Source organism: Niastella vici (genome assembly GCF_002077945.1).
Classification (GTDB): domain Bacteria; phylum Bacteroidota; class Bacteroidia; order Chitinophagales; family Chitinophagaceae; genus Niastella; species Niastella vici.
In genome coordinates, this window is record NZ_LVYD01000044.1 from 177,709 (window position 1) to 192,704 (window position 14,996).

Consider the following 14,996-nt stretch of genomic DNA (forward strand, 5'->3'; position numbering starts at 1 on the left):
ATGTCGAACATAATAGAAATAAAACCTGTGCATACAATTGACCAGGTGCATGGTATGCAGCTGTTATACCAGATGATGCGGATCAGGCGGTTTGAAGAAAAATCGGCCGAAATGTATACCAAAACCCGGATTCGCGGGTTCCTTCATTTGTACATTGGAGAAGAAGCTGTTGCTGTGGGAGTGATGCAGGCCCTGGTTGCAGATGACAATATTTTAAGTACTTACCGCGAACATGGTCATGCACTGGCCCGCGGAATTGATGCACCGGTTATCATGGCTGAAATGTATGGGAAAATGCAGGGCTGCTGCCGGGGCCGGGGCGGATCGATGCATTTATTTGATGCAGGTAAAAAGTTTTATGGAGGCAACGCCATTGTTGCCGGCCATTTGCCCATTGCGGTAGGAATGGCGCTGGCTTCCAAAAAGCAAAATAAACAAAATATTACCTGTTGCTTTTTTGGTGATGGCGCCGTGGCTGAAGGCGCTTTTCATGAGTCAATGAACCTGGCAGCATTATGGAGTGTACCCCTGCTAATGGTTTGTGAAAATAATTTATATGCTATGGGAACAGCGATCCGGTATTCGCATGCTGTACAGGAACTGGAGAAGAAAGGAGCGGCTTATGGAATAGGATCTGTTGCAGTGAATGGCATGGATGTATTGGAAGTGGAAAGAGCTGCCCGTGAGGCAGTGGAAAGAATACACACGACCGGCCGGCCCTTTTTTCTTGTTTGCAATACCTACCGGTTCCGGGCACACTCCATGTTTGACGCCGAATTGTACAGGGATAAAAGCGAGGTGGAGGAGTGGAAAAAGAAAGATCCCATTCAGGCCTTGCAAAAACAATTGCTGAACGAACAGCTGGTGACCGATGAAGATGTTCAAAGATTAAGTCATGAAATTGAACAGGAGGTGCAGGCGGCCGTTGATTTTGCTGAAGCCGGTACCTGGGAACCGGTGGAAGAGCTTTCCAGGTTTGTGTACAGCGACCAGCGAAAACCAGCATGAAGATAAATCGTCAGTGAAAACAGGGACTACCAGCTACTGTTGTTAATGTAATATGAATAGTAACGATACCATACTGATCACTTACCGCGAAGCTTTGAAACAGGCTGTGAGAGAGGCATTGCATAAAGATGAAAAGGTGTTTTTAATGGGAGAGGATGTGGGCCGCTATGGCGGTGCTTTTGCAGTAAGTAAGGGCTTGTTGCAGGAATTTGGCCCTGAGCGGATCATGGATGTGCCATTATCGGAGAACGGATTTGTGGGCGCCGGTATTGGCGCCGCCCTGGGTGGCATGCGGCCCATTGTAGAAATAATGACCGTGAATTTCAGTCTCCTGGCCATGGATCAACTGGTGAATAATGCAGCAACGCTGTTACACATGTCGGGCGGACAGCTAAATGTACCTGTTGTAATTCGAATGAGCTGCGGAACAGGCAGGCAACTGGCAGCACAACATTCCCATAGCTGGGAACCCTTATTTGCTCACATACCCGGGTTGATCGTATTGTCGGCCGGTACCCATGAGGATGCCCGCCATATGCTGCCTATGGCTTTGCAAAGTGCTGATCCGGTCATCATCTTTGAATATACGGCCATGTTGAATATGGAAAAGGATATGCCCGGTAACACGAGTGATTTCAATATTAATAAGGCAATGGTCAGAAAACCGGGGAAAGATATTTCCATCATTACATACGGCGCCGGTGTATACAAAGCACTGGATGCGGCAGCTGCATTGGCAACCATGGGCGTTGAAGCAGAAGTGGTAGACCTGCGCATATTGCGCCCGCTCGATAAAGACACTGCTTTTGAATCAGTAAGAAAAACACACCGGGCGCTACTGGTAGAAGAAGCCTGGGCTACTGTAAACATCTCTGCAGAGATCAGCGCCTGTATCATGGAAAATGTTTTTTATGAATTGGATCTGCCGGTACAGCGATTAGGTGGAGTAGAAGTGCCAATGCCTTATGCAAAACACCTGGAAGACGCTTCCCTTCCCCAAAAAGAAGATATTGTTGAACGGGTGAAAAAGATGTTACAGCATGATTGAGTTTAATATGCCCAGTCTTGGCGCCGATATGGAGGCAGGAACGCTTCGCGAATGGCTGGTAAAACCTGGTGATAAAGTGAAGCGGGGAGATATTATTGCGATTGTAGAAACGCAGAAGGGGCTTATTGACATTGAAGTATTTGACGAAGGGGTTGTTAACCAGCTATTGATCAGGGAAGATGAAAAAGTTCCGGTAGGAACGGTCATGGCTTTGATCGCAAACGGAGAAAAAGGCACCGGGAAAACTTTGCAGCGGTTGGGTAAGGAAACGGAAACAGGAAAACCGGTTGAAGAATGGCAACCTGTTATAGCGCCACACCTCGTAAAAGCATCGCCGCTGGCAAAACGGATTGCTGCCGAAAAGAACATTGACCTGCAAACTGTAAAAGGAACAGGAGAAGGAGGCGCTATTACAAAAGAGGATGTTGAAAAAGCCGCCGCACAAAAGGCAGTGATGAACGAGATAAAACCTCCTGCTACAGAAAGCATCAGGATGGCCGTAGCAGCCGCTATGAGCAAGTCGAACCGCGAAATACCACATTACTATTTGCAACAGAAGATTGATATGCGTAAAGCCCTTGCGTGGCTGGTTGAAGCTAATAAACTAAGAGGTGTTAAACAACGGTTGCTGCCGGTTGTGCTCCTGATAAAAGCGGTTGCAAAAGCATTGACAGCCGTACCTGAATTAAATGGTTATTGGGAAAATGGTTTTCGGCATAAGGACGAAATAAATATTGGTTTTGCCATTTCACTGCGCTCAGGAGGTGTAATGATACCGGCTATTCATAATGCAGACAAAAAAACGTTAGATGAATTAATGACAGCCTTAAATTATATTATACCCCGGGCAAGGGCCATGAAATTGAAAAGCTCTGAGTTAAGTACGTCAACTATTACCATAACGAGCCTTGGTGAAGCCAATGCAGAACTTGTATATGGAGTGATCTATCCGCCACAGGTAGCACTGGTTGGATTTGGAAGCATTATAGAACAACCCTGGGCCGAGCAGGGCATGCTGGATGTTCGGCCGGTAATTACAGCTACACTCGCCGCTGATCACCGGGCAACTGATGGAGCAACGGGTAGCAGATTGCTCATGTATATCAATAATTATCTACAAAAGCCTGAATTGCTATGACTGATGAAGAAATAAAACATGTGGTTGTTGAATTATTTAAAAAAATAGCTCCGGATACGGAACCGGAAAAGCTTGCTCCCGATGACGATATCCGCCATACGCTGGAAATTGATTCATTCGATGCATTGCAGTTTGTAGTGGCATTGGACGAACATTTTGGAATTGAGACACCGGAAGAAGACTATGGAAAAATTGCTACAATGAAAAACCTGATCTATTATATACAACAAAAGAAAACCAGGCTGCCCACATGAATAATTGAATTATTTACTATTTAAAAATTGTTCATATGAAAAAGATCATTGCCGCCATTGACGGATTGAAATTCTCTGACAGTGCTGTGCACTATGCTGTTCATCTGGCTCAGGAAACCAATGCGCATCTGGTTGGAGTGTTTCTTGACGATTTCACTTATCATAGTTATAAAATATACGAACTGGTAAGTAAAACAGGCGGCGTGGATGAGGAAAAACACAAAAGGCTTGAAAGAGCAGATGAAAGAACAAGGGAAGAGGCTGTGAATCATTTTACCAAAGCGTGCAGGGAAGCCGGTTTAAATTATACCATTCATCATGATAAAAGTATTGCTTTGCATGAATTGCTGCACGAAAGTATTTATGCCGATCTCCTGGTTATTGAGAATAAAGAAACGCTTACTCATTATGAGGAAACCATACCTACCCAATTTATCAGGGATCTGTTAAGCGAGGTTCAGTGTCCGGTGCTGGTAGTGCCGAAAAAATATAAACCACTTGATAAGCTCATCTTGCTTTATGATGGACAGCCTTCATCAGTACATGCTATCAGAACTTTCAGCTATCTTTTTCCTGAATTAAAATACCTCGAAACTGAAGTTGTTTCTGTAAGGGAATCAAGGGGTAACCGGCATATTCCTGATGACCGGTTGATGAAGGAGTTTATGAAACGCCATTTTCCACAGGCTAATTATACAGTCTTAAATGGCTATGCAGATACCGAAATACCCGAAAACCTGAAAGCGCAGAACAATAATATCCTGGTTGTGCTCGGAGCTTATGAAAGAAGCAGGGTTTCACGCTGGTTCAGGGAAAGCCTTGCAGATGTACTAATGGAACAAATTGATGCGCCATTGTTCATTGCCCCCAGGTAGGTAATCGATGTGGCTCAATTCAGGAATGAGCTGCTATTTTTATTCAATCGTCAACAGTTTAATATAATGATCCATTAACCCAAGGTATTTATTCACTTCGTCCAGGTATATGATTCTTGCCATTTCGTTGCCAGCACTACGGGCTCTGAGACTATTTACTTTTGCCCTGACATTGGCACGGTAACTTTTATAATAAACAAAAAGCTGATGATCTTTATTTGTCTCCACAGAAGGAAAAAAGTCATTATAATATTTGAGGAACAGATTCGATAGATCCTGCCTTTCAAAAGCGTCCAGGTCCATACATAGAAAAGCAACTTCATTCAGTATATCAATTTGCCGGTAATCATCATTAAATTCTATACAGTCAAATGGTTGCGGGTCGGGCAACAAAAAAATATTCCTGGAGTGTAAATCTCCATGACAATCCCTAAAAAAACCGGCATTAAGCCTGTTGGCCAGTAAAGCCGTGTTCTTTTGCATAAAGACATCGGAAATATCAATGGCATTATTAATGATTGTGCTACTATCTACAGTCAAATGTTCCTGCAAAAACAATTTCTCTTCTCCCAGGTCATTAAATTTATTTCGAATATCCAACAGGTCTTTTTGATAAATGATAGTTGTTTTTTTATGGAAATCCGCTATTTTTTTTGCCAGATTGCGCATGTCTGAATGGATAACTTTGTTATTCGATAAAAGCACATCCATTTGCAGATTCCTGTCTTGCTTTCGCATACGAACTGCATAATCTATTATTTCGCCCTCTTTTTTACCAATGAAGAACAGATCCGATATCTCTGTAACAGGCTGCACATCAAGATATATATGCTCAGTAAGCCTTTTGTTGAGTTCGATCTCTCTCTCGCAATAATATTTGCGTTTTTCCAAAGTAGAAAAATCAAGAAAAGAATAGCAGACCGGCTTTTTAATTTTAAATACAAACCGGTCACATAATATCACCCAGGAAATATGTGTTTCTATAAGCTCCGGCCGGCCATTATGTTCCGGGAATTCTCCAGCTGAAATCAACTTATCAATTTGTTCTTTTGTCATTTTTTATACGCAGATAATCAATAGCTGTTTGCAACATATCGTTTATGTTATCATTAGTTGATTGTAATATCAAATGTTTTTCCTGTAATGGTTCCCATTGCGCCTGTATGATTTTATATACCGTATAATCAGCTTCGCTGTCCGCTCTGTTTTGCTTTAATCTTTCCCGGATGAGCGATTCTGATGCCCTTACTTCAATAAAAAAAATACAGGTAGCATTTCTGGCTTCATCAATAAATTTTTTCCTGATCGAATGTTTGTAAAACGTTCCATCCAGCACGATATCTTTTTTTTGTATTACAGCCAGCTTCATTAGTTCAAGCATTTTATTATATACCAACTGTTTTTCTTTTGATGAATACGTTCTTTGGGTAATCATCTTTTTTCTTACCCTGTCACTATTAATATATTCTACCTCAATGGCCTTTGCCAGCCTTGAAGCGAAATAGCTTTTTCCTGAGCCAGGCAAACCCATTACTATTATCACCATAGTTGCCATGTTTGGTTTAAATACGTTATTCTGGTTTTGGCCATTCAGGCGGTGGCGAAGGTTCATCCGGATCTTTTTCGGGTGTTATCTCAGGTTCTTCTTCCGGAGATACAGGCTCCTCTGGTATACTTTCGGGCACTAATTCAGGATTGGCTGGGAGAGGAATTTCTGACGGCTCTTTAATTTTCTTTTTTTTAGCCATAAAAGAACTTTTTCCAAATAACGGTCATTTGGTAATTAAATTGAATGAGGGACATCACAGAGGCTATTGATATGCATCATAATATGGCGAACAACAGGAAGATAATTTTGAATAGCAATATGCAACTCAATGTAAGTGTAAATGACGATGAATAATTTAGCCCAACGGGCGATCACTGGTCTGATATTGACCGCAATTATTATTGCCGCAATCAGCTTAAGTGTTTATAGCTTCATATTGTTGATGCTGGTCATTAACGTGCTGACTTTGTTGGAGTTTTACCGTTTATTTCAGACAGTCGGGCTTCTGCCCAGGAAAACAGCCGGCATATTATTGTCTATATGCATAGTTATTTCGTACACGCTGGTTATAAGTGGTTTACTTGAGGGGAAAGCTATATTGATCAATATCCCTTTTGCATTCAGTATCTTTGTTTTTGAACTATATTCGAAAGCTACTAATCCATTTGTAAACCTCGCCTTCACCTTTTTAGGTGTCTTTAGTATAACTATTCCATATTGCTTTTTTATTAGTATTGCCTTTTGGCCAGTTTCGTCGGGGATTTATGATTACAAAATGGTTCTTGGGTATTTTTTCATTCTCTGGGCAAGCGATACTTGCGCTTATTTTGTTGGGAAATATATTGGCAGTCATCATTTATTTGAACGCATTTCGCCCAAAAAAACCTGGGAAGGTAGCCTTGGAGGAATGGTTGGTGCAGTTATAGTTGCCTATGTTGTTTCCTATTTCTTTAAGGACATATACATGATTCACTGGATAGCCATAGCGCTTATTATTGTGGTTTTTGGCTCCTATGGCGATTTAATTAAATCGCTTATGAAACGCAGCCTCAACCTGAAAGATTCCGGTACTATTTTGCCCGGACATGGCGGTATGCTCGACCGGTTTGATTCCCTGCTGGGTTCTGCTCCATTTGTATTTAGCTATTTAATGCTTTGCAGCCATGAATAAGTTCCGTTATTATTTTGTGAATGGTATTACGCTTTACCGTATGATGGTTGCACCGCTGCTTGTTTTCCTGATTTTCAGCCGGCAGCTGGATTTATTTAAGTGGTTATTTGGATTTAGTTTTTTTACCGATGTATTGGATGGATGGCTGGCCCGCAAATACAAGGTAGCCAGCAAACTGGGCGCCAGGCTTGATTCTATTGCCGATGATCTTACTATTGTTGCAGGTATTACAGGAGTTATTGTATTAAAGCCCGATTTCTTTAAACAGGAAATGGCTCTAATAGTTTTTTTGCTGATTTTATTTCTCATACAAACTATCCTCGCTTTCATCCGGTATGGTAAAATCAGTAGTTTCCATACATATGCGGCTAAACTTTCAGCGCTGTTTCAGGGCTTCTTCCTTATTCTGCTTTTCTTTCTTCATGAACCTGTTTATATTTTGTTTTATACAGCTGTTTTTGTTACAACTGTAGATCTTATTGAAGAGATAATTCTGGTGTTGCTCTTGCCTGAATGGGAAACCAACGTTAAAAGTTTGTACTGGGTGATGAAAAGGAAAAAAAATGCCGGCACGACAGTTGATTATAAACAGCAATCACAATGACCAGCATCATCTTTTTCGGTATGTCATAATTACTACCTTTATACAAGATTTAACCCGAAGAGGGATCGGTTAATCAGGAGGATAGATATAGCTGTTCAAACGACAGTAAACTATCTGACCGAAATGCAGAATAAAAACTGCTACTTTAACCAGGAAATTTTCGGGTTAAGCAGACGCTGATAGAATAAAGGTTGCAAAAGACCATAAGCTATCAACGTCGTTCTGAGGCGGGCTGCAAAGCCCGCCTTTTTAAATATCAAGAGCATTATGAAAATATTTGCATTACACAACAGCCGTGGTTTTGGTGAACTGGTGGCCAACGAGTTAGGTGTGGCACTTGGTGAACATGAAGAAAGGGAATTCGAAGATGGGGAGCATAAAAGCCGGCCTCTTGAAAATGTACGTAATCAGGATGTATTTGTGATTCAATCATTGTACAGCGATTACGAAAAAAGTGTGAATGATAAACTGTGCCGCCTTTTATTTTTTTTATCTGCATTAAAGGATGCTTCGGCCCGGCGGGTTACGGCCGTAGTACCCTACCTGTGTTATGCGCGAAAAGACCGGAAAACCAAGCCGCGTGACCCCGTAACTACCCGTTACATCGCCCGGCTATTCGAAGCAGCAGGGGCAGATTGTATACTTACTATTGATGTACATAATATTCAGGCTTTCCAAAATGCGTTTCGTTGTACTACAGAACATCTCGAAGCAAAAAAAATATTTGCCGATTTTCTTATTCCTCAACTGACAACTGATGATGCCATTGTCATAATGTCGCCGGATATTGGGGGCATTAAGCGGGCTGAGCAATTTCAACAATCAATAAGCAAACGACTGAATCAGGAGTTGCCGGTAGCGTTTATGGAAAAATACCGCAGCAGCGGTGAAGTGTGGGGTGAAAAAGTAGCAGGGGATGTAAAAGGAAAAACGGTTGTAATTATCGACGACCTGGTAAGCAGCGGGGGAACATTAGCGCGGGCAGGGGTAGCCTGTAAACGGGCAGGCGCAAAAAAAGTGCTGGCTGTTGCCACTCATGGCATCTTTACCGGTGAACCTGACAAAACATTGCAGGAGGAAAGTTTACAACAAATTATAGTAACCAACACGATTCCGCCTTTCAGGTTGGAGCACACACAGGTAAAAGAAAAAGTAAAAATTTTGAATGCGGCGCCACTTTTTGCGGAAGCCATTAAACGAATGTATGAAGGTGGTTCGGTTGCTGAGTTGTTACAGGATTAATATAGATCAATGGCTAAAATTTTCATAGAACAGCCACTTAAAGAAACCAGAATATCTGCTGGTGAAAAGGTTGCTTTTTTAAAACAACCTGGTGCTTATCCATTCGAGGTAAGCCAGGTAGAAGCAAAAGAAACCCATATGTCATGGGTGTTTTTGGCAGATGGCTTTGCATATAAACTTAAAAAGCCCGTTAAATACCGTTTCCTGGATTTCAGCATACTAGAAGCAAGATTTAGGGATTGTCGTGATGAAGTTCGCTTGAACAGGAGACTGGCAAAGAATATTTATCTTGGCATAATACCCCTTACTGTTGATGAAAAAGGTACGATGACTTTAGAGGGCAAAGGAACGATCATAGACTGGCTTGTGAAGATGAAAAGATTACCGGAGGAAAACATGCTGGATTATGTAATCAGGCATCATATTGTTAATAAAACCATGGTACAGCCGGCTGCTATATTGCTAACGGAATTTTATAAAGGCGCGCAGTCTGCTGATACAAAGCCAGGCCTATACAGGGAAAAACTTAAAGGCGAGGTGCATGCCGTTTACAGAGAACTGGTTAATCCCATGTTTCAGTTGCCAATTGCAATGATCGAACTGCTTACAGCCGGATTGCTGCACTTTCTTAATGATCATGCATCCATGTTCGATAAACGGGTTACAGATGGAAAGATCATAGAAGCCCATGGCGACTTGCGGCCGGAACATATTTGCATTGCTCAGGAACCAGCTATCATTGACTGCCTGGAATTTAACCGTGACCTGAGGATACTGGATACGGCGGAAGAATTATCCTTTCTTGCCATGGAATGTGACATACTGGGCAATTTTCTGGTGGGGGACTTGTTTTTAGATACATATGCTTCTTTTACTTCTGATCACATACCGTCGTCTCTCATTTTATTTTATAAAATAAAACGAGCCTGTTTGCGGACCTTTCTTGTTATAAGACATATACTGGAGCCAATGTATAAAGAGGACCCCAAATGGCTGGCAAAAGCCAATGGCTACCTGCAACTGGCGGCGCAATACCATAAAAAACTTATAGCCTGATACAATGACTGTTATCATTTAGTTCACTAATTGTAATCAACCGGTATTTTAACTGATCATTGTCATTCCGCGTTTTGATCGGCCTCATTGTAACTGGCATCTTATTGTGTGTTAATTTGAATAAAATATTTATATGGGTTTGTCAAATGTTAAAAAGGCCGGTGAACGACATAATGCTGATTTGGCTGCTATTTTTCATCAGATGGCATCATGTTACCGGTATCTGGGTGCAAAACACCGCTTCAGAGTTATGGCTTATGATGGAGCGACCCGCACGTTAAGTAATTTGAAAAATGATATTTCGGTATATGCAAAAGATGAAGATGCCTTACATGAATTACATGGCATTGGTGAAAGTATAGGTGAAAAAATAGTTGAATACCTGAATACCGGTAAAATTAAAACCTTTGAACAGCTGAAAAAAAAGGTGCCGCAGGGGTTGCTTGAGCTTATGGATATTGCCGGGTTTGGGCCTGCCACTGTAAAAGCCCTGCATCAGAAAATACATATCAATAACCGCGATGAATTAATTCGGGCTATTGAGACCGGTAAGCTGAAAGGGCTGCGGGGCTTTGGGCCCAAAAAGATCGACAACATGAAAAGGGGATTAAAACTTTTTAAAGAAGCACATGCCCGGATGTTGTTGTGGGATGCCATGAATATTGGCGAAGATATTTTGCAGGAAGTACTGGCTTTTCCAGGTATAAAAAAAGCTGAACTGGCCGGCAGTTTGCGCAGAAAAAAAGAAACCATTGGAGATATTGATATTATTGCAACAGCAGATAAAAAGGACTGGAAAAAAATAGTGAGTAAATTTATTGCACTGCCTCAATCAGAAAGGATACTTGCTAAAGGGGAAACAAGGGCCAGTATTGTTTTAAAAAAGACCAATATACAGGTAGACCTGCGTCTGGTGCACGAATATGAATATGGCTCTGCCTTATTATATTTTACGGGGTCAAAAGAGCATAATATCAAATTACGTACCTGGGCAAAAGGTAAAGGGTGGAAGCTAAATGAATATGGGGTATTTGATGCAGAAAGTGATAAACAGCTGGCTGGCGCCACCGAGGAAGAAATTTACCGGTTGTTTGGAATGCAGTTTATACCGCCTGAATTGCGCGAAGAAAGAGGTGAAATTGAAAATGCAAGAAAACACCTGTTGCCAAGGCTGGTTAATTTAAAAGATATCAGGGGCGACATGCAAATGCATAGCGTATGGAGCGACGGTGCAGATGAAATTGAAACCATAGCCCGTTATGTTTGTAAAGAGTTCCCGCACTACGAATATATTGTGCTTACAGACCATTCTCCAAGCGAAAGGATAGCTGGTGGATTGCAGCCTGCAGATTTTATTAAACAATTTAAAGAGATTGACAGGATTAATAAAAAGTTGGGCAAAGACTTTATAAGGAAAGGGGTGGAAGTAGACATATTGGCCGATGGTTCGCTTGATTTGCCAGAAGATCTTTTGCAACAATTCGATTGGGTTGTTGCTTCTATTCACAGCGGTTTTACAAAAGACAATACCCAACGGCTGCTTAAAGTCTGTGAACGCAGGGATGTGCATTGCATTGGACATCCAGGCGGTCGATTGATCGGTAAAAGGGAAGGATATACCCTTGACTGGAATAAACTATTTGAAAAAGCAGCCGCTACCGGTACCGCTATTGAGATCAATGCACAGCCTAACAGGCTCGATTTACGCGACGACCTGGTTAAGGAGGCAATTGAAAAAGGGGTTATGATTACCATCAGTACCGATTCACATGCTTTGAGCCAGTTTGATTTTATGCAACTGGGTGTGGCAGTGGCCCGCAGAGGCTGGTGTAAAATAGAAAATGTATTAAATACCTGCTCATGGAAAGCTGTTGAACAATTCAAACGTCATAAACAACATGCGCTTAAGCAAGCTGTTAAGTAATCAATTTCGCAACGCTGGTGTTTCCTGTTAAACTATTAATGCTGTTTTTGCCTTAGCATTAATTTTTTCTTCTGCCAGGCGCGACAATTCTTCATCGATTTCTTTTTCTTCTTCCATAATTTCATGCAATGCACTGGCAATATGCTCTTGTAGCAATAGCCGGGCATAAGAGGCGACAGTTCCGTACTTGGCAATCATATAATGACTCATGCACTGATGAATAACGATCTGGCCCGCATGCAGCACTTCGGGATCAGCTGCGCTGTTTTGCAGGTCATTCATTTCTTTAACCAGGTCTTTTGCAACAACATTCTTTTTTGATAATGTACTTATTTGCGTTTGCATAAAAATATCTTTCAGTTTTTGGACATGAGTTGATGCCTTTATGCCGCTTGACTTAAAAATCTTTTTAAGGTCTTTTGCCGCCATAGTGCCGGAAATCTCTTTTAGCGCCTCTGACCATTGCAGTTCTGCGTCATACAGGGAAAGAAGGTGAAAAACCATCAGGTCTTTCAATGTTGTAATTTCTTTCATGATTGAAGAAATTAATTGTTAATAATTATTACTATTTCCGGTATCTTATAACAAAGCTCCCTTTTCCGAAATTGGATTTTGTGTTTTATCCGTATACCTATCGGGTAAAATTAAAAGTGGGACGGGCGTTTCAAAGATCATGGTCCGTGTAGTGCTTTTCATAAACAATCTTTCCCAAAGACCTTGTTTATGTGTCAGTAGTGCCAGCAAATTGATCTTGTATCCTGAGATAAAGTCCTTTAATGCTCCTGGTACATCTTTTCCCACAATACACTCATATATTGGGTCGAGCGTTCTTACCATTCTGCTAATTTTAAATGGCCGGTTTAACATTTCATATGCTTCCTGGAACCGGTTTTCCGCTACCCGCACAAGGTATAGCTTTGAATGAAACCTTTCACCAAGGAGGCGGAGGGTATCAAGTAGGCGAACATCGCTATCAGGCGCTACATCGCTTTCATTCGCAAGAGCAATGGTAGATATACTCGTATAAGTTGTGTCTTCAGGTACAACGATCATGGGAACAACCAGATTTTTGACTAATTGTGAAACCGTACTGCCAAAAATATGGCGTAGTGTTGTATTGTCTTTTTTCATCCCGGTAATGATAATATCGGCCTTCTTTTCCTTTATAGCTATGGGAATGATCCTGTTTGCTACGCCCGGTTTAAAGAAAAGTTCAATCGGCACGTCATTCCCTTCACCAAGCAGTTTTTTTTCTTCTTCCAATTGGCGTTCTACCCGCACTGCCATTTCTTCCATAGTAAGAACCGGTATTTCAGAAACAGGAACTGGCACCTGTTGAAAAGCATTAAACAGTATTATTCGGGCATTAAATGCCTTCGCTAATTCAACCGCATATAAGGAAGCACTATGTGCAGCATCTGAAAAATCGGTAGCAACCAGAATGGTTTTCATAATCTGTTTTTATCAAAGCTACCTGCTATTGCAAGGCGTTTTCAATGACAGGCATCATTGCCATATATGATTGACCTCATTATGGGGTGATGCATGAAGCTTTTTTCGTTATTAGAGCATTATCACCCCTTATACTGATCATGGTCATTGTTACCCGATACCCTTAGCAATAAATTTGTTTCGGCTAATCCCTTTTATAACTTACTCTATCGATAATTAACATGAATATCCGTTTTCCTGAATGATAGAGGATTATTATCTATTTTCTAACCTGCTAAAAAAGTGAATTATGAAAAGCGATATTCAGATTCAACAGGATGTGATAGATCAGCTAAAATGGGAACCTTTTTTGAATGCTGCTGAAATAGGTGTAATTGTTAAAAATGGCATTGTCACCCTGTCGGGCATTGTAGATATTTATTATAAGAAAACTGCTGCGGAAGATGCTGCTAAAAAAGTGGCTGGAGTAAAAGCGGTGGTAGAAGAAATACAAGTGGGTATTTCACCCAGTTATCGCAAAACGGATACAGAAATTGCTGAAGCAGTATTAAATGCTTTGAGATGGAATACGTTGGTGCCGGATGAAAAAATTACAATAAAGATTGAGGATGGTATTGTGTCTCTGAATGGTGAAGTTGATTGGGATTATCAGCGTAATGCCGCTAAAAACGCGGTTGAAAAACTGGCAGGGGTTCGCAGAATTAATAACTATATAACTTTAAAACCGGCGATAACGGCTACAGATGTAAAGCAAAAAATAACTGCTGCTTTTCACCGGTGTGCAACAATTGATGCCGGAAAAATTACTGTCAACATTATAGATAACAGAGTAATATTAACCGGAAAAGTTCGCTCATTTGCAGAAAGGGAAGATGCTGAAAATGCTGCATGGTCGGCCCCCGGTGTTACCGGTGTAGAAAACAGACTCGAAATGCAGGAAGAAGAATTAGCTTTTTAGAAAGTTCTGAACCTTTATAATCTGAATAGTTCTGTAAAAAATCGTTAACCAGTTCGTTATTACCTAAAACCAAACATATGTTAAAAACATTGCCTTTTAATGAACATGTGGCGGAATATGAAGATTGGTTCGAAAGATATCCTTTTGTATTTCAGTCAGAAGTAGAAGCTATTCGTGAATTATTACCTTTTGGAAAGACTATTTACGGAATTGAAATAGCCCTGGGTACAGGAAAATTTTCTGAAGCTTTAGGAATAAAGGAAGGGGTTGAACCAGCTGCCAATATGCGTACCCTGGCTATTAAATGGGGTATTGAAGTAATGGATGCTGAAGCAGAAGCGCTTCCATATAAAGACAATAAATATGATTTTGTACTGATGGTTTTTTGCGTCAGCTATTTTGATGATTTGCACGGGGCATTTAAAGAAGCCCATCGTGTTTTGAAAAACGGCGGTTCTCTTATTTTGGGGTTCATTGAGAAAAATAGTCCAATAGGTAAATTCTATGAAGCAAGAAAACCAGTGAGCGTTTTTTACAAGGATGCTAATTTTTATTCTGTTGAACGAATTTTAAATGAACTGAAACGCGCTGGTTTCAGAAATCTTTCCTTTTCACAGACATTATTTCACAACCTGGATGATATTAAAATGCTGGAACCCTCAATGCCGGGTTATGGGAAAGGTTCTTTTGTGATCATTAAATCTAATAAGAAATAAA

At 41.0% G+C, this 14,996-nt stretch carries 17 protein-coding genes; 12 read left to right on the forward strand and 5 right to left on the reverse strand.

Annotation, left to right across the window (positions count from 1 at the left end):
• Genes pdhA through A3860_RS14810 form a run of 5 tightly spaced genes read left to right on the forward strand, consistent with a single transcriptional unit; the run spans nucleotide 1 to nucleotide 4,323 of the window.
• Nucleotides 1-1,008, forward strand: coding sequence for a pyruvate dehydrogenase (acetyl-transferring) E1 component subunit alpha (pdhA, locus tag A3860_RS14790; RefSeq protein ID WP_081147490.1), 1,008 nt, complete (start codon nucleotides 1-3; stop codon nucleotides 1,006-1,008).
• A 52-nt stretch (nucleotides 1,009-1,060) separates the two neighbouring features.
• Nucleotides 1,061-2,056, forward strand: coding sequence for an alpha-ketoacid dehydrogenase subunit beta (locus A3860_RS14795; RefSeq protein ID WP_081147491.1), 996 nt, complete (start codon nucleotides 1,061-1,063; stop codon nucleotides 2,054-2,056).
• Nucleotides 2,049-3,194 (forward strand): dihydrolipoamide acetyltransferase family protein, encoded by a 1,146-nt coding sequence (locus A3860_RS14800; protein ID WP_081147492.1) that lies wholly within the window; start codon nucleotides 2,049-2,051, stop codon nucleotides 3,192-3,194. The genes A3860_RS14795 and A3860_RS14800 overlap by 8 nt, the downstream gene beginning before the upstream one ends.
• Nucleotides 3,191-3,448 (forward strand): acyl carrier protein, encoded by a 258-nt coding sequence (locus A3860_RS14805; protein WP_081147493.1) that lies wholly within the window; start codon nucleotides 3,191-3,193, stop codon nucleotides 3,446-3,448. The genes A3860_RS14800 and A3860_RS14805 overlap by 4 nt, the downstream gene beginning before the upstream one ends.
• Nucleotides 3,449-3,483: 35 nt before the next feature.
• Nucleotides 3,484-4,323, forward strand: a complete 840-nt coding sequence (locus A3860_RS14810; protein ID WP_081147494.1) for a universal stress protein — start codon at nucleotides 3,484-3,486, stop codon at nucleotides 4,321-4,323.
• Nucleotides 4,324-4,362: 39 nt separating this feature from the next.
• Here A3860_RS14810 and A3860_RS14815 read toward each other — a convergent pair whose 3' ends face one another.
• The 3 genes from A3860_RS14815 to A3860_RS41485 are packed head-to-tail and all read right to left on the reverse strand — an operon-like array spanning nucleotide 4,363 to nucleotide 6,071.
• A complete protein-coding gene (locus tag A3860_RS14815) occupies nucleotides 4,363-5,379 on the reverse strand; it encodes a hypothetical protein (RefSeq protein WP_081147495.1) in 1,017 nt (338 codons plus the stop codon).
• Nucleotides 5,360-5,869 carry an AAA family ATPase gene (locus tag A3860_RS14820; protein WP_081147496.1) on the reverse strand — a complete coding sequence of 170 codons (510 nt, stop codon included), beginning with the start codon at nucleotides 5,867-5,869 and terminating at the stop codon, nucleotides 5,360-5,362. The genes A3860_RS14815 and A3860_RS14820 overlap by 20 nt, the downstream gene beginning before the upstream one ends.
• Nucleotides 5,870-5,894: 25 nt before the next feature.
• On the reverse strand, nucleotides 5,895-6,071 hold the full coding sequence (locus A3860_RS41485) for a hypothetical protein (RefSeq protein ID WP_173820220.1): 177 nt from the start codon (nucleotides 6,069-6,071) through the stop codon (nucleotides 5,895-5,897).
• A 147-nt stretch (nucleotides 6,072-6,218) separates the two neighbouring features.
• On the opposite strand from A3860_RS41485, the gene A3860_RS14825 reads away from it, so the two are divergent.
• The 5 genes from A3860_RS14825 (at nucleotide 6,219) to polX (ending at nucleotide 11,869) form a co-directional block, all read left to right on the forward strand.
• On the forward strand, nucleotides 6,219-7,043 hold the full coding sequence (locus A3860_RS14825; RefSeq protein WP_081147497.1) for a phosphatidate cytidylyltransferase: 825 nt from the start codon (nucleotides 6,219-6,221) through the stop codon (nucleotides 7,041-7,043).
• On the forward strand, nucleotides 7,036-7,647 hold the full coding sequence (locus tag A3860_RS14830; RefSeq protein ID WP_081147498.1) for a CDP-alcohol phosphatidyltransferase family protein: 612 nt from the start codon (nucleotides 7,036-7,038) through the stop codon (nucleotides 7,645-7,647). The genes A3860_RS14825 and A3860_RS14830 overlap by 8 nt, the downstream gene beginning before the upstream one ends.
• A gap of 267 nt (nucleotides 7,648-7,914) precedes the next feature.
• Complete coding sequence (locus tag A3860_RS14835) at nucleotides 7,915-8,889, forward strand: ribose-phosphate diphosphokinase (RefSeq protein ID WP_143774107.1); 975 nt, start codon at nucleotides 7,915-7,917, stop codon at nucleotides 8,887-8,889.
• Between the two features lie 9 nt (nucleotides 8,890-8,898).
• Nucleotides 8,899-9,945 carry a hypothetical protein gene (locus A3860_RS14840; RefSeq protein WP_081147500.1) on the forward strand — a complete coding sequence of 349 codons (1,047 nt, stop codon included), beginning with the start codon at nucleotides 8,899-8,901 and terminating at the stop codon, nucleotides 9,943-9,945.
• 133 nt (nucleotides 9,946-10,078) lie between these two features.
• Nucleotides 10,079-11,869, forward strand: a complete 1,791-nt coding sequence (gene polX, locus A3860_RS14845; protein WP_081147501.1) for a DNA polymerase/3'-5' exonuclease PolX — start codon at nucleotides 10,079-10,081, stop codon at nucleotides 11,867-11,869.
• A gap of 27 nt (nucleotides 11,870-11,896) precedes the next feature.
• Here the strand turns inward: polX and A3860_RS14850 are convergent, their stop codons facing one another.
• Together A3860_RS14850 and A3860_RS14855 are read right to left on the reverse strand one after the other, a co-directional pair.
• Entirely contained in the window at nucleotides 11,897-12,403 is a 507-nt protein-coding gene (locus tag A3860_RS14850; protein ID WP_081147502.1) for a DUF892 family protein, read from the reverse strand.
• 45 nt (nucleotides 12,404-12,448) lie between these two features.
• Nucleotides 12,449-13,321 carry a universal stress protein gene (locus A3860_RS14855; protein ID WP_081147503.1) on the reverse strand — a complete coding sequence of 291 codons (873 nt, stop codon included), beginning with the start codon at nucleotides 13,319-13,321 and terminating at the stop codon, nucleotides 12,449-12,451.
• A 289-nt stretch (nucleotides 13,322-13,610) separates the two neighbouring features.
• Here A3860_RS14855 and A3860_RS14860 point away from each other — a divergent pair, with 289 nt between their 5' ends.
• Complete coding sequence (locus tag A3860_RS14860; RefSeq protein ID WP_081147504.1) at nucleotides 13,611-14,279, forward strand: BON domain-containing protein; 669 nt, start codon at nucleotides 13,611-13,613, stop codon at nucleotides 14,277-14,279.
• Between the two features lie 77 nt (nucleotides 14,280-14,356).
• Nucleotides 14,357-14,995: a class I SAM-dependent methyltransferase gene (locus tag A3860_RS14865; RefSeq protein ID WP_081147505.1), complete on the forward strand. Its 639-nt coding sequence runs from the start codon at nucleotides 14,357-14,359 to the stop codon at nucleotides 14,993-14,995.
• Nucleotide 14,996 lies beyond the last annotated feature (1 nt).